Annotated in this window: 13 protein-coding genes and 1 pseudogene; 7 read left to right on the top strand and 7 right to left on the bottom strand. The window is 50.4% G+C overall.

The features are described from left to right. The first annotated feature begins 46 nt into the window (after positions 1-46). The 3 genes from argS to C2M29_RS02255 all read left to right on the top strand — a co-directional run bounded on the left by argS (position 47) and on the right by C2M29_RS02255 (position 3,496). Complete coding sequence (gene argS / locus C2M29_RS02265) at positions 47-1,789, top strand: arginine--tRNA ligase (protein ID WP_105188193.1); 1,743 nt, start codon at positions 47-49, stop codon at positions 1,787-1,789. Positions 1,790-2,090: 301 nt separating this feature from the next. Further along, positions 2,091-2,729, top strand: coding sequence for a pyridoxamine 5'-phosphate oxidase (pdxH, locus tag C2M29_RS02260; RefSeq protein WP_105188192.1), 639 nt, complete (start codon positions 2,091-2,093; stop codon positions 2,727-2,729). Beyond that, positions 2,729-3,496 (top strand): TatD family hydrolase, encoded by a 768-nt coding sequence (locus C2M29_RS02255; protein ID WP_105188191.1) that lies wholly within the window; start codon positions 2,729-2,731, stop codon positions 3,494-3,496. Before pdxH ends, C2M29_RS02255 begins: the two co-directional genes overlap by 1 nt. Here the strand turns inward: C2M29_RS02255 and C2M29_RS02250 are convergent. Further along, entirely contained in the window at positions 3,463-4,086 is a 624-nt protein-coding gene (locus C2M29_RS02250) for an AhpA/YtjB family protein (RefSeq protein WP_105188613.1), read from the bottom strand. The genes C2M29_RS02255 and C2M29_RS02250 overlap by 34 nt on opposite strands. Before the next feature lie 89 nt (positions 4,087-4,175). Here C2M29_RS02250 and serB point away from each other — a divergent pair, with 89 nt between their 5' ends. Then, entirely contained in the window at positions 4,176-5,189 is a 1,014-nt protein-coding gene (gene serB, locus C2M29_RS02245; RefSeq protein WP_105188190.1) for a phosphoserine phosphatase SerB, read from the top strand. Here serB and C2M29_RS02240 read toward each other — a convergent pair. Further along, entirely contained in the window at positions 5,186-7,663 is a 2,478-nt protein-coding gene (locus C2M29_RS02240) for a PilZ domain-containing protein (protein WP_105188189.1), read from the bottom strand. The two genes, serB and C2M29_RS02240, sit on opposite strands and share 4 nt — an antisense overlap. Before the next feature lie 124 nt (positions 7,664-7,787). Between C2M29_RS02240 and radA the strand changes: the two are divergent. Both radA and C2M29_RS02230 read left to right on the top strand, forming a co-directional pair. After that, a pseudogene (gene radA / locus C2M29_RS02235) lies at positions 7,788-9,157 on the top strand (DNA repair protein RadA). A gap of 51 nt (positions 9,158-9,208) precedes the next feature. Then, positions 9,209-10,117: a hypothetical protein gene (locus tag C2M29_RS02230; protein ID WP_105188188.1), complete on the top strand. Its 909-nt coding sequence runs from the start codon at positions 9,209-9,211 to the stop codon at positions 10,115-10,117. A 99-nt stretch (positions 10,118-10,216) separates the two neighbouring features. On the opposite strand, the gene C2M29_RS02225 is transcribed toward C2M29_RS02230, so the two are convergent. The 3 genes from C2M29_RS02225 to C2M29_RS02215 form a co-directional block, all read right to left on the bottom strand. Continuing rightward, positions 10,217-10,978, bottom strand: a complete 762-nt coding sequence (locus tag C2M29_RS02225) for an NYN domain-containing protein (RefSeq protein ID WP_105188187.1) — start codon at positions 10,976-10,978, stop codon at positions 10,217-10,219. A gap of 100 nt (positions 10,979-11,078) precedes the next feature. Beyond that, entirely contained in the window at positions 11,079-11,438 is a 360-nt protein-coding gene (locus C2M29_RS02220) for a hypothetical protein (RefSeq protein ID WP_105188186.1), read from the bottom strand. 83 nt (positions 11,439-11,521) lie between these two features. Then, positions 11,522-12,046 (bottom strand): hypothetical protein, encoded by a 525-nt coding sequence (locus C2M29_RS02215; RefSeq protein WP_105188185.1) that lies wholly within the window; start codon positions 12,044-12,046, stop codon positions 11,522-11,524. A gap of 189 nt (positions 12,047-12,235) precedes the next feature. Between C2M29_RS02215 and yghU the strand changes: the two genes are divergently transcribed. Further along, a complete protein-coding gene (gene yghU / locus C2M29_RS02210) occupies positions 12,236-13,075 on the top strand; it encodes a glutathione-dependent disulfide-bond oxidoreductase (RefSeq protein WP_105188184.1) in 840 nt (279 codons plus the stop codon). 68 nt (positions 13,076-13,143) lie between these two features. Here yghU and serA read toward each other — a convergent pair whose 3' ends face one another. Together serA and rpiA are read right to left on the bottom strand one after the other, a co-directional pair. After that, entirely contained in the window at positions 13,144-14,373 is a 1,230-nt protein-coding gene (gene serA, locus C2M29_RS02205) for a phosphoglycerate dehydrogenase (protein ID WP_105188183.1), read from the bottom strand. Positions 14,374-14,386: 13 nt separating this feature from the next. Continuing rightward, entirely contained in the window at positions 14,387-15,040 is a 654-nt protein-coding gene (gene rpiA, locus C2M29_RS02200) for a ribose-5-phosphate isomerase RpiA (RefSeq protein ID WP_105188182.1), read from the bottom strand. Positions 15,041-15,043: the final 3 nt, after the last annotated feature.

The raw sequence follows: 15,043 nt of genomic DNA, 5'->3' as shown, positions 1-15,043 counted from the left end.
ATCTCGGCCAGCGTGATGCTGGCCCAATTGCAAGGTAACTGCAACGATGAACATTAAACAAATTTTAATCGACAAAGCCAATGCCGCCATGCTTGCTGCGGGGCTTGAAGAAGGCACAAATCCAGCGGTAACGCAAAGCACGCGTCCGCAGTTCGGTGATTACCAAATCAATGGCGCCATGGGCGCGGCCAAAAAACTAAAAACCAACCCCCGTGAACTGGCGCAAAAAATTATCGATGCGTTAGACGTATCTGATTTAGCGGATAAGGTTGAAATTGCCGGCCCAGGTTTTATCAATATTCACCTTAAGCCTGAGTTTCTGGCCGAGTCTGTGGCCAGCGCTAACCAGGATGCCAAACTGGGTGTGGCCGAGCATGCGAAAGCCGACACGGTTGTGGTTGACTATTCGTCACCTAACCTGGCCAAAGAAATGCACGTGGGTCACCTGCGCTCAACCATTATCGGTGATGCCATTGCTCGTACCCTGGAGTTCCGTGGTGACAAAGTCATTCGTCAAAACCACATGGGCGACTGGGGCACACAATTCGGTATGTTGATTGCGCACCTTGAAGACCTGCTTAATGACGGCGTTGACCTGGAAAAGGTGGCCCTGGCCGACCTTGAGAGCTTCTACCGTGACGCGAAAAAGCGTTTTGACGATGAAGAAGGCTTTGCCGATCGTGCCCGCGAGTACGTGGTAAAACTTCAGCAAGGCGATGCTCATTGCGACAAACTATGGCAGATGTTTATCGATACCTCGGTTAAGCACTCTGAAGAAGTATACGAAAAGCTGAACGTGACCCTTAAGCGTGAAGATATCTACGCTGAAAGTGCCTACAACAGCGAGCTACAGCGCATGATCGATGTGCTGCGTGAACAAGGCATTGCCAAAGAAGACCAAGGTGCCCAGGTGGTGTTCCTTGATGAGCTGGCCAACAAAGACGGCGAGCCCTCGGTATTTATCGTGCAAAAATCTGGTGGTGGCTTCTTGTATGCAACCACAGACCTGGCAGCCTGTGAGTACCGTTCACATAAGCTGGGTGCGGATCGCATCATGATCTTCGTGGATGCCCGTCAAAGCCTGCACTTTAGCCAGGTTGAAATTACCGCACGCAAGGCCGGTTTACTGCGCGATGAAACCAGCTACGAATTCTGCCCGTTCGGCACCATGATGGGTGAAGACGGCAAGCCGTTTAAAACCCGCACCGGCGGTACGGTAAAACTGGCGGACCTGCTTGATGAAGCGGTCACCCGCGCCAAGGCGAAATTGTCGGAGCGTGAGTCGCCGTTAAACGACCAGGAGCAGGAAGAGATCGCCACTAAGGTGGGTATTGGCGCGGTGAAATATGCGGACTTGTCGAAGAACCGTACCAGCGACTATATCTTTAACTGGGATACTATGCTGAGCTTTGAAGGTGCCACGGCTCCTTATCTGCAATATGCCTATACGCGTGTTAAGAGTATCTTCCGCAAGGCCGGTATCGACAGCGCCGCCCATCAGGCGCCGGTAGTGATTGCCGAGCCACAGGAAAAAGCACTGGCCATTAAACTGATGCAGTTTGAAGAAGTGCTGGATCAAATGGTCGCAGATGCAACGCCGCACGTATTATGTGGTTATCTGTATGAGCTGGCGAGCCTGTATATGAGCTTCTACGAAGCCTGCCCGGTACTGAAAGAGGGTGTGAGTGAGGAAGATAAGGCTAGCCGTTTGGTGTTGTGTTCGCTAGTGGCGAAGACTTTACGCCAAGGTCTCGACTTACTCGGCATCGAGGTTATGGAGCAAATGTAATCTCAGCGGCCTGTAGTTCGTTTTGACGGCGTTGGTACTCTTTTTGAACACCAGTCACATACTTTATGTATGCTCCTAGGGATAAAAAGAGTACCGCCTAGTCAGCACTTCTACACTGGCTGAATCAGGCGGCGTGTAGTTCGCTTTAGCTGCGTTAGAGAAATGATTGAGTCAGAGTCACATACTCTATGTATGGTCCTCGACATGAATCATTTCTCTGCCTAACTAGCACTTCTGCATTTGCTGGTGATGATGCTGCAATTTGTGTATTAGACGGCGGTGATAATTAGAAGGATTTGATATGAAACTTGATGATATTCGTCGTGAATATTTACAAGGTGGGTTAGACGAGAGCATGCTTGAGGCTGACCCCATTGCGCAATTCGAGAAGTGGCTTGAGCAGGCCATTGAGGCGCAAATTCCCGACCCCACGGCCATGGTGGTGGCGACGGTGGATGAACAAGGTCAGCCTTCGCAGCGCATCGTGCTGTTGAAAAGCCTCGACGAAAACGGCTTTGTCTTCTTTACCAATACCGGCTCACGTAAGGCCAGTGAATTGGCGAAGAACAACAAAATCAGTCTGCATTTCCCCTGGCATATGTTTGAACGTCAGGTGATTGTCTATGGTGAGGCGCAGCCCCTGCCTACATCCGCTGTGGCCAAGTACTTTTTATCCCGCCCCAAGGAAAGCCAGCTTGCGGCTTGGGCGTCGAGCCAGAGTCGACCTGTGTCTTCACGTCAGGTGTTGATGGAAAAGTTCACGCAAATGAAGAACAAGTTTGCTAAGGGGGAAATCCCCTTGCCGGATTTCTGGGGCGGCTACTGCGTTAAACCCACCAAGGTGGAGTTTTGGCAAGGCGGTGCTCATCGCCTTCATGACCGCTTTATGTATATTCGCCAGGAAGACAACAGCTGGCGCGTAGAGCGCTTAAACCCCTAATGCGCTTTATCGACTCCCATTGTCATCTCGATTTTAAAGAATTCGATGATGACAGAGCGCAGTGCATTGCCAATGCTCAGGCGCTGGGAGTCACGCACTGTGTGGTGCCGGGTGTCAGCCTGGCACAATCCAACAAGCTGCTTACCTTCACCAAACAATACCCCACGACCTATATCGGTGCCGGCCTGCATCCGTACTTCTTAGAGCAACATCAAGAGCAACACATCGATGAGCTGGGCGATTTAATTGCAGCAAACCGTCAGACCTTGGTCGCCGTCGGTGAGTGTGGCCTGGATAGAAGCGTCGGCGAGTTAGAAAAGCAGCAGCGCTTATTTGAGGCGCACATCGCTTTGGCCAATGAGTCCCAGCTCCCCTTGATTGTCCACCACAGGCAAAGCCACGATTTGATCGCCGCCGCCTTTAAGCGTTGCCCGCCCAAGTTTGGGGGCGTGATCCATGCGTTTTCCGGTTCACAGCAGGTGGCCGAAAGTTATATCAAGGCTGGGTTTAAACTTGGAGTAGGGGGCACCATTACCTATCCCAGAGCGCAGAAAACCCAGCAGGCCCTGCGGCACGTAGGCGTCGAACATCTGTTGTTGGAAACCGATGCGCCAAGCATGCCTTTGTGTGGCTATCAGGGGCGAAGGAATACCCCGGAGCGCTTACCTAAGGTGTTTTTGGCTCTGGCCGAGTTGTTGCAGAGGCAGGACTATCACGCCTTAAGCGAGCAGCTTTATTTGAACTGTTTGGCTTTTTTGCGAAAGTAACGCTTTAACTGCCAGCGCTTTAGGCCGCGACCCAGCTGCCAGGTAAAGATGCAGCAAATAAACAGCATCAGCAGCACCTGGCGACCGACCTCATGAATATAACGGTGGCTGGTGTCTATGGCGGTTTGCGGCAGGTAATTAACCCGGGCAAAGCCGATGGGCTTATTGTCTTGCGGGGAGTTTATCGGCACTACTATGGGTTGCGTCAGCTTGCTGATCCCCGGCGTAGCCTGAGTGATCCCCTGGCTGGATTGGTAGGGGCTATAGGCCTCGCTGTGTGCCTGAGCGGTGCCATACATATCGTAAATAACCGCGCTTTGGATCACCGCATCACTGCTGAGCTGGTTGGTTAACTCGCCCAGGCGTGGCTTGTTGTTTTGTTCCAGCGGTAGGGCCGCGGTCAGGGCCAGCTGCTGCGATAGGCTTTTTGCACTGTGATAGCCTTGCTGGTAGAGCATATGATGACCCTGGAAGCTGGTGTTAAAGGCCATCCAGGTTAATAACACAAAACACAGCGCGGCAAAGAGCAAGCGTCTAAGGCGTTGCCATCGCGAGGTGCGCACCGGGTTTTTTACTTGTTTATTTCTCATATCGCTCATGTGGTTACTGACTTTCATGGCTATCGATGATTAAATTGGCAGTGCCGTAATCACGATTAAATTTCGCCTGGGAGCCTTTGATGTCACAGCCTAATATTGCCTTTTCTACTTTAGCACAGCAAGACGACCTGTCCTTAAGTAATCTGCTTAGTTTAAACCTTTGGTATGACATCGACCATTCGTCTTTGGTGGCAGACAAGGAGGCGCAAACTCCGACCTATGTATTACTTTTTGGCTTTCAACTTGGCATGCAAGTGGCTAATTTAGCACAGCAATTACAGCTGTGGCCGGGCCAAGTGAGCGCTGTTTGCCGCTTTGAAGCCCACAGCGATCTGCCACCCGCGTTTGTCTTTAGCGTACACGGCGAGGCTGCGGAATTAGCGCAGCAACTAAAGCAGTATGGCGCCGATAACGGCGTGCAATGTGCCGTGCTGGTTAATCCGCCCAAGCTCAGTGAGCCCGGGTTACTGGTGATGGATATGGACTCCACGGCCATTACCATTGAATGCATCGATGAAATCGCCCGCCTTGGTGGTGTCTATGACGAGGTGGCGGCGGTGACCGCGCAGGCCATGGCCGGCAAATTGGAATTTAGCGCCAGTCTACGTCAGCGGGTCGCCAAGTTAGAGGGGATCCCATTAAAGTTGGTGGCCGAGTTACAAAATCAGTTGCCGCTTATGCCGGGCATAGAGCAGGTGTGCGAAGTCTTACGAGAACACAAGTGGCATCTGGCCATTGCCTCTGGCGGCTTTGTGCCTTTTGCCGCACATGTGCAGCAGCTGTTAAACCTAGATCGTATTCATGCTAATACCTTGGACGACGATGGTGAGGTACTGGTGGGCACTGTAAGTGGGAAAATCGTCGACGCCGATGAAAAAGCGCGCTTTTTGTGTGCCTACCGCGATGAACTGGGTCTGGCAAAGGCGCAAACCCTGGCCATAGGTGACGGCGCTAATGATTTGCTGATGCTGCATCAGGCTGGCTTAGGGGTGGCGGTCCACGGTAAGGCCAAGGTTGTGGCCGAAGCGCCGGCGGCGATCACCGCCGGAAGCCTGGCGCAACTGCTTTACTTTTTGACTATTCCGGCACGTTAATCAATACGCTGTAGCCACTTTGTGCGGCGCTCGACCATACCTTGGTAGGCGCCGATATCCACATGCGTAAGCCGAGGGATCAGCTCGTCTATGGCCAGGGCGTCGATCACCCCCTCTACCTGCCACAGGGCGTCTTCTAATTCCCTGGCCTTGTGTAGGGCATAATGGCTAATGTATTTCAGCTCGCTGAGCAGATACTTGGTATCCGGACGCCCAGTTTTGGATAAAAATAACCGATAGGCAAAGAGTAAGCCTCCATCCAGGGCGTCGTTAATAAAGGGCGTGATCGCCTGATAATCTTGCTCAATGGGGATACAGCGACAGCTTATAGCGTTGGCTATCTTATCTTCTTTTGGGCGCACATGAATAAACAGATCAAAGGCCTTGGCCTTATCTTGGCGATTGCTCTGATGCAGGGTATCGGTCAGTAATTGTAAGTTTTGGCCGTTAAACAAGGCGCTTAAGTCCGGGTGTCTGCCTAGCTCACCAAAGTGTTGCCATATGTGGTGAATGCTGTTGCCGTAACGCCCAAGGCCGATGGCGCCTAGGGCCAACTGGTTGTCTTGCTTGCAAAAATACAGTGGCGTTTGACACAGGTTTTTAATCACAATATTGCGCAGCGCCTTCGACAGCCCGGGTACCTTAGGCTCTTCTTCACATTGCTGGAGCTTGTCCTTGTTGTTGTCGATCAACTGGGCAAAAAATAACACCCCGGCATGGGGATGGCGGCCTTTTTGATAGGCCTTGAGGTTTAACACAGTGCCGCTTTTACTGATCGCCATCACCTCATAGGGCAGTTGTGCCAGGTGAAACTTTTTGGTGATCTGCTGCAACTGTGGCAAGGCCAAGGTGATCACCTCGCCTTTTTTAATATTTGCCGCTTCGGCCAATTCAATTTGCATGCCCAACACGCTGAAATCCAATGACTTAGCTTTTATTTCAATGTCTTGTGCCGTGCTTGCGGTGATCTCGGTAGCATATAAATAGCGTTTATGGGCACGCAGATTAGCGTATTCTAATGCCACTATTTCCAGCTCGGGAGTGTGGCTGCGGCGATGGCCAAACACCTTTAATTGATTGACTGCCGAATGATCTAACTCATACCGGCGCAGGCGCTTAGTCAGCGCCGGGCTGTGCAGTGGAGTCAGCAGGCAAAGATGGCTCAGACCGCGCAGGTAGCTATATACCCTGGCGCTGGGGGGCTTGTTAAGCTTGGCAATGGCATCGCCGGCGGAATCGGGCAGGGACAGGGGAAGATGGGCATCGTCACCTTGCACCGGCAACAACTGCAACTTATGCACGCGCCAACTCGGTTTACGGCTGCCAAAGGCAAAAAATAAGGCACGCAAGTGGGGGTGAGTGGCCAGCTCCAATTCGGTGGCGCTGTAGAAATAGATTTTGTTATTGTGGCTATGGGTAAAGCTATACAAGAGGGTGTGCTTTACCTGGCCCAGCTGCGTCAGCGGCTGCGCCAGCACCGAATTAAGGCGGGTTTCGTTTAGCAGCCTAGCGATAACGGTTCGGCGCTCTTCATCACAAAAATAAGTGTGCGACTCCAGGCTGTTTTCCGTGGTTAATAGCAGCCGCGGCTGCAATTTGCCCTGTTGCTTACAGACAAAGGCAAACAACGAATTGAGACGAGGCAGATAATATTGTTCATAACCCTTGGTCAGCACCGCATCCAGGGTGTTGTCCAAATTGACCTTGTAGCGGCGTTTATTGCCATCGATAAAGCGTGCCAAAAAAGCATCGAAGCCAGGTATCTCCTGGCCTTCTCCCCGCTTTAAACGGGCATAGTAAAACTCGTTATCCATGCTCGGCTCTGTGGCCACCACTTGATATTCCACACCATTTTTAAGGCCGAGTTCAAAATCTTCCTCCAGGCCGGTAAAACGTACCCGGATGCTCTGCCCGCGCTTGAGCAGGCTATGGCGGGGTAATTTGAGTTTGGCGCCGCCTAGAGAGATATCACTGGTTTTGCCTTCAATGCGCTGCTCGTTAACCAGAACCCGTACCTTGATGGCGTAATTCATGCGCTCTTGCTGGCGCGACTCATAAGAAGCAAAGCGAATAAGCCGGCCGCCTTCGTGCTCGTCATGCTCAATCTGAGCTTGTTGCTGGCGTTGTTCGCGACGATGATGCACCTGCTGCATAACCATTTCATAGACCGCTTGGGTATAGTCGCCAAAGCGTTTAACCCCTTGTTCAAACACGGCAATGGCGTCGGCGTCGAGAAAGTGATGCTGGTTATTGTACTGGTAGTTTTGAATTTCCCCCTTGCTTAGGCCGCGTAAATCTAAGACCCGACTGCAGGGTTGGCGCAGGCGGTTTAATTCCATTTTAATAATGAACTGATCGCCCTTGGATAGCTCGGCCGTCTTGCTGTCAAAGGCGGTGTTAAAGCCCTTTTCGCCAAGGTGCTGCTTGAGCTCTTGCACAAGAGGTTGATGTTTTTGGAGAATATCTTCAGCCATGTATTAAACCATTACCCAGCGGTGAAAAACCGTTATACTGACAGTCAAATTATTGTTTATTCTTTAGTTACGCAAGCTTAAGCGCAACGTTCAGTCTAATTAAAGCAAAAATTATGCCCCCAATATGGTAAAAAAGAAAACAGCCTTTGTATGTAATGAGTGTGGTGCCGAGTTTGCGCGCTGGCAAGGCCAGTGCAGTGAATGTAAGGCCTGGAACACGGTCACCGAATTTCGCGTGCCTTCGGTTAAAAACACCGGCCGCAGCAGTGCAACCAGCGGCTATGCCGGCCAGGTAGAAGCTAAAATCCAAACCCTAGACGAGTTAACCTGGAAAGCCTGCCACGCTTTTCCACCGGCTTTATCGAGTTCGATAGGGTGCTCGGCGGCGGCGTGGTGCCGGGTAGCGCCATTTTGATCGGCGGTGAGCCGGGTGCCGGTAAAAGTACCATACTGTTGCAAACCATGTGTGGCCTGGCCGAGAACATGAAGACCCTGTATGTCACCGGTGAGGAGTCGCTGCAACAGGTGGCCATGCGCGCCAAGCGTTTGGGCTTGCCTACCGACAAGCTGCAAACCCTGGCGGAAACCAATGTGGAAACAATTTGCCAGTTGGCCCTGCGTGAAAAGCCCGGCATCATGGTTATCGACTCCATTCAGGTGATGCATATGACCGATATTCAGTCGGCACCGGGCAGCGTCTCTCAGGTGCGTGAAAGCGCCGCTTACCTTACCCGTTTTGCCAAGCAAAACCAGATTGCCATACTTATGGTGGGTCATGTGACCAAAGACGGTTCTCTGGCCGGTCCTAAGGTGCTTGAGCACTGTATCGATTGTTCTATCTTACTTGAGGGCAGCAGCGACAGCCGTTTTCGCACCCTGCGTGGCAATAAAAACCGTTTTGGTGCGGTCAACGAGCTCGGTGTGTTTGCCATGACGGGTCAGGGGCTGCGTGAGGTTAAAAACCCCTCCGCTATTTTTTTAAACCGCTCTCAGGAGCAGACCCCGGGCTCCTTGGTCATGGTGATCTGGGAAGGAACCCGTCCGCTGTTGGTGGAAGTGCAGGCGTTGGTGGACTATTCTCAGTTGGCTAACCCCCGTCGCGTGACCGTGGGCTTAGAGCAAAACCGTTTAGCCATGTTATTGGCGGTACTGCATCGTCATGGTGGCCTGCAGGTGGCGGATCAAGACGTCTTCGTTAACGTGGTCGGTGGCGTAAAGGTGTCGGAAACCAGTGCCGATTTGGCATTAATTGTAGCCCTGGTTTCAAGCTTTAAGAACTACAGTTTAGAGCGTGAGCTGGTGGTGTTTGGTGAGGTGGGCCTAGGCGGTGAAATTCGTCCCGTGCCCAGTGGCCAGGAGCGTTTACGCGAGGCCGCTAAACATGGCTTTAAACGGGCCATAGTACCGGTAGATAATAAACCGAAAGAGCCGATAGAGGGCATGCAGGTGCAGGCGGTTGCCAGCCTCAGCGACGCCCTCGAAGCATTGTTTTAGGGTTGCGCCCTTAATTTAACTCGGAGCGCGGACAGCTCCAAAGGATCTAGCATGAAAAAACTACTTACTGTTGCCGCCCTCGGGGCCATGGCATTTGGCGGTTATAGCTACGCTAATTATTATGTCAGTAAAGAAGCCCGCAAAGACGTCGACGACTACTTATTGCAACTGCAGGCCCAAACCGGCCTGGATGTGCGCTATAAGGAGATAAGTAGTAACCTCTTCAATCAGAGCCTGGCGTTGAATTCGGTCGCGGTTAAGGGACCCGATGGCGTGCAGTTTGCCGATATCGGCAGCATAGAATTAGACGGCTTTAACCCGGTGCAGCCGAGTGATTATGCGCGCATGGCTATTAATGACATGACCTTTATGGGTCCGGTCGTGGTCGAGATGCAGGAGCTCGACGGCGAGCGTATCAATGTGGTCAGTGAATTTAATTACAGCGCCGATAACGGCGATGCCGACACTAAGACCGTGATCAATGCCGGCAAGCTCGCCGATGTCGAGTTCAGCTTTGCCATGACCAACTCTCAGTCGCTAATGGCTCTGCGCCAGCAATTTGAAGAGCTAGAACAAAACGGACAGGGCAATTTGCAACAGCAACTGGCGCTACAAAGTCAGTTGATGACGGCCATGACCGAGTTGGTGCCGAAAAGCTTCAGCTTTAAGCTGGACAATAATGGCAAGCTTAAGGACCTGATACAAAGGGTGATTGCCGAGCAGGGCCTGACCTACGAGCAGTTTCAGCAACAGGCGCAGCAGCATCTAAGCATGTCGCCAGCGCCGCAAACACTGCGCGATGCGGCATTAGGTTTTATCGAAGGCACTGAGCAGTTTAAGGTTTCCGTGTCTTTACCCGAGGGCACGACCGTGGCCCAGGTCAATGAGCAGATGATGACCTTGATGGGTCACCCAGAAGAGTTGGCCAAGTACTTTAATTTAAAGGCCTCGGGTAAATAACCCTTTAGGGTTTGTTTAGGAAAAGCCGGATGAGTATCCGGCTTTTTTGAATTCAGAGCTGCTTTTTATGTAGCTAGCATTAGAAATGTTGGGAGTTATCTACGCCTTAACTAAAGATGCAACTTTCTGCGCCCCCTGCCTTGATTTGTTAAGCTGCTTTGCTTTTTTCTTATCTCTGACCCAAAGCACAGAACCATTGGTCTTTTTCATTTCAAATAAATCTATTGCCGTGAATAGATCGCTTAGTTTCTTGAACCCGTAATTTCGCTGATCAAAGGAAGCATGATTCGATATATGTGTCCCTATTGGTCCAAGCATAGCCCAGCCATCATCTTCTTCTACGGCTTCAATGGCTTGCCGTAAAAGGTTTATAAGTTTGGTATCACTTTTTATGTTTTTACTTTGCTTTTGAATTGGAATTTCTTGGGATACTTCGTCATCAAGGTACAAAAAGCGAGAACAGCTATTTACGAAGGCTAATGGGGCTTTACGTTCTCCAAATCCAATCACAAATTTTCCATCTGCCAAAGAGCGTGTAACCAAAGGAGTGAAGTCGCAATCAGACGAAACTAAACAAATTACATCAATATCTTTAGTGTATAAGACATCCATCACATCGATAACTAACGCCATATCGGTGGCATTTTTACCTTTAGTCAGGTCGAATTGCTGGACCGGCTGAATAGCAAACTCATGGAGGATATCTTCCCATGGCTTTAGATTTTGGCTTTTCCAGTTACCGTAAGCTTTTCGGATGTTAACAACGCCATAACGTGCCAATTCCGATAAGACTTTATCTATTTTCTTTGCTGGCGCATTATCGGCATCAATAAATACCGCAATTTTTTCTTTATCTTTCAATTGTGCCTCCTTGCTAATAACCCTTTGTCTCTAGGGCGAAAAGCTTAGTATGTTCCCTGAGCTATCAGGGCGATAGTTTTAAGCGATTTAATATCCAACCCTAAAACGCACTTGTTTTATCAATTTTAGTGCCGCAATAAAGGCAAGTATAATGTCTAGCCGAGACAACCCGTGCGCAACTACCACATACATTCGCAGGGGCAAATTTACCATCCAATGTACCATCCCGTAGATCAATTTCCTTCATTTTCGAAAGGAGCAGCTCTCGGCTAAAGCCAACCTCTTCGAGGAGCTCACTCATGGCCATGCAAACCAGAGAAAGGTGGTCGACTTTGCTTTGCAGCTCAAGGATGTCGTATTGATTATCTGTAGCTTTGCGGTCAACCTGCCTAGTTCGCTCGGCTGCTTGAGTTTTCGTTTGCTCAAGACGGTACTGCTGAAATATATCGAATAGATCCACTTTTACCTCATTAGGATTATTACTTGGCTGTAATGACAGTTAGCCAGTCCTTGTATTTCCTTTCTTTAGCTGTTTTGTTGGCGTCAATAAGGATTTTTCTGTTTTGGAAGCTCACAGGTTTCAAGCTCTGTTAATTTTTCGGTGAGATATTTTCGAATATCATGGAGTGAAATGTTTTTAGGAACACCGATGGATAAGTTAAAACCCTGAGGGTCGCCAAATAAGATTAACTTTCCATCGGGAATTACAGTATTCGGTATATCTGTCAGTGACCATCCCATTAAATCTTTATATTCCTCTGTACGTGAATATTTTGTGCCAGTAATAATGACGGACGTTTCACTCAAAGAAATGGTAAGTATTTCTATTCGATTCCAATTAGAGATTAGGTCAGCTGCTGTGCCTGCAACCATACAAAATAGCATGGCCAGCAGTGTGAAGTCCCACATCACCGCTTTGTTTGTTAATAAAGCTGAGAGAGGTATTAGAATCAATGGAATTAGAGCATACCCAATGGCCGATATGGTGATCAATAGCGGGTGGTACTTCGATTGGTTTTGTAATTTTGCGCGCGCGGCGGCAATCTCTTTTGGCTCTGTCCATTTCATAGTTACTAACAAATTACTCTCGACCAAATGGGTCTTTCCTTGTTTAACTTATTTTTAACACACCAGCTGACTCATTGCTATACGATGGTCGTGACTTACTCAATCTCAGAATTTATTACCCCTTGTAATATTTTGCTTCGACCATAGGTCTAGTAGCTCAATGGCGCAAAATAATGCAAAGGAGCATTCATGAGCACAACCCCTTACACTCCGCCGAAGGTCTGGCAGTTTGATAGTGAAAATGGCGGCAAATGGGCCAGCCTGAATAAACCAACATCCGGCGCAACCTTTGAGCAGCATTTGCCGCGTGGGCAACATCCGTTTCAGTTGTATTCCCTGGCAACCCCCAACGGCCAAAAAGTAACCATCATGTTTGAAGAGCTGCTGGCCAAGGGGATCAGCGATGCGGAGTATGATGCATTCTTGATTGAAATTAGCGAAGGCGATCAGTTTGGCTCTGACTTTGTGGCCATCAACCCTAACTCAAAAATTCCCGCCTTGTTAGACACCAGCACCTCACCAGCAACCCGGGTCTTTGAGTCGGGTTCTATTTTGCTGTATCTGGCAGAGAAGTTTTCTTCCTTTATTCCCCAAGATGCGCAGGCCAAAACCGAGTGCATGAACTGGCTGTTTTGGCAAATGGGCAGTGCTCCTTATGTGGGAGGTGGTTTTGGTCACTTCTATGCTTATGCGCCGGAGCCGATGGAGTACCCCATTAACCGTTTCGCCATGGAAACCAAGCGCCAGTTAGACGTGTTAGATAAGCACCTAGCACAAAACGAATACATGGCTGGGGATGAATACTCTATTGCCGACATGGCCATTTGGCCCTGGTATGGCGCCCTAGTGCTGGGCAAGGCGTACGATGCCGCGGAGTTTTTATCCGTGCATGAGTATCGTCACCTGCTCGCCTGGGCTAAGAAAATTGAACAACGCCCGGCGGTGCAGCGCGGTCAACGGGTTAATCGTGTGTGGGGCGAGGAAGAAGAACAATTGCGCGAGCGCCACAGCGCCGCTGACTTGGACTAGCAGGCAAGTACACTGGCACAAAAAAGCACAGCCTTGGCTGTGCTTTTTCATATCTCAACACCTAGGTCTTAGTGCAGGATACGGGCGCGAATGGTGCCATCCACAGCACTTAATTCTTTCAGCGCCACTTCCGAGTGATCGCTGTCGACATCGATAACCACATAACCAATGTTTTCATCCGTTTGCAGGTACTGAGCGGCGATATTGATGCCGTGCTGTGCAAAGGCCTGGTTAATTTGTGTTAGCACACCCGGGCGGTTGTAGTGAATGTGCAGCAGGCGGCTGCGGTTGGCCAGCTCGGGCAGGGCTACCTCGGGGAAGTTCACCGCGGTCATGGTTGAACCGTTATCCGAGTATTTGGCTAGTTTGCCGGCCACTTCAACGCCAATGCTCTCCTGCGCTTCTTGTGTTGAACCACCCACGTGTGGAGTAAGAATCACGTTATCGAATTGGCGCAACGGCGAGACAAACTCTTCGTCGTTTGATTTGGGCTCTACCGGGAAAACGTCGATGGCGGCGCCGGACAGGCTTTTATCTTCCAATGCTTCGGCCAGGGCATCGATATCCACGACCGTGCCGCGCGAGGCGTTGATCAGTATGCTGCCTTTTTTCATTACCGCAAGCTCGGCGGTGCCGATAAGGTTTTTCGTTTGCGGCGTTTCCGGTACGTGCAGGCTGACCACATCCGAGCTTTGTAATAATTGAGTCAGGTTTTGAATCTGCTGGGCATTACCCAAAGAAAGCTTGTCTTCGATATCGAAAAACTGCACCTTCATGCCAATGTTCTCGGCCATGATGCCAAGCTGGGTGCCGATATGACCGTAACCGATAATACCCAGGGTTTTACCACGGGCCTCGAATGAGCCTTCGGCGGTCTTTAACCACTGACCACGGTGGGCCATGGCGTTGCGCAAAGGAATGCCGCGCAATAACAGCAGGATTTCTCCTAGGACCAGTTCGGCAACCGAACGGGTGTTGGAGAAAGGCGCGTTAAATACGGCGATACCGCGGCTTTTGGCTGCGCCAAGGTCGACCTGGTTGGTGCCGATGCAGAAGCAGCCCACGGCAATGAGTTTTTGTGCCGCGTCCAGCACCGTATCGGTGATTTGTGTGCGTGAGCGAATACCCACAATGTGGGCATCGCTGATACGCTCGATGAGCTCATTTTCAGGTAACGATGTTTTGACATAGTCGATATTGCTGTAACCGTTGCGCTTGAGTGTTTCAATTGCGCTTTGGTGTACACCTTCCAGCAAGAGAATCTTAATTTTATCTTTTGCTAACGATACCTTACTCATGTTCCTCATTCCTCTAACGTGTAGTTGGGCCCTCCGGCGTGCCGATGATCACTGTGTCGGCGCCGCGGTGAGCGAATAGGCCGTTGGTAACCACACCAACAACCTGATTTAAAGTTTGTTCCAGTGACTTGGCATCTGTGATCTGCAGGTTGTGCACATCTAAAATCACATTGCCGTTATCCGTCACTACGCCTTGTCGATAAACTGGGTCACCGCCCAGTTTGACAATTTCGCGGGCCACATAGCTGCGGGCCATGGGGATCACCTCAACGGGCAGTGGAAAATCGCCCAGGGTGTCGACCAATTTGCTGCTATCGACAATACAAATAAACTGTTTAGCCACGGCGGCAACGATTTTTTCGCGGGTTAACGCGGCGCCACCGCCCTTGATCATTTCGTTAGCGCCATTGATTTCATCGGCGCCATCAACATAAACGTCCAGGGTATCAACATCATTTAATTCGAATACTTCGATACCTAGAGCTTTAAGACGCTCGGTCGACGCTTGCGAACTTGATACCGCACCGCGGATATCGTCTTTCATTGTTGCCAGGGCATCAATAAAGTGATTAACCGTTGAACCGGTGCCAACACCAACAATGGTGTCTTTCTTTACATAATCGAGTGCGGCCCAGGCGGCCGCCTTTTTCATTTCGTCTTGAGTCATGTT

Source organism: Pseudoalteromonas sp. T1lg48 (genome assembly GCF_002964785.1).
In the GTDB taxonomy this organism is placed as follows: Bacteria; Pseudomonadota; Gammaproteobacteria; order Enterobacterales; family Alteromonadaceae; genus Pseudoalteromonas.
This window is presented reverse-complemented; position numbering and strand designations above follow the sequence as displayed.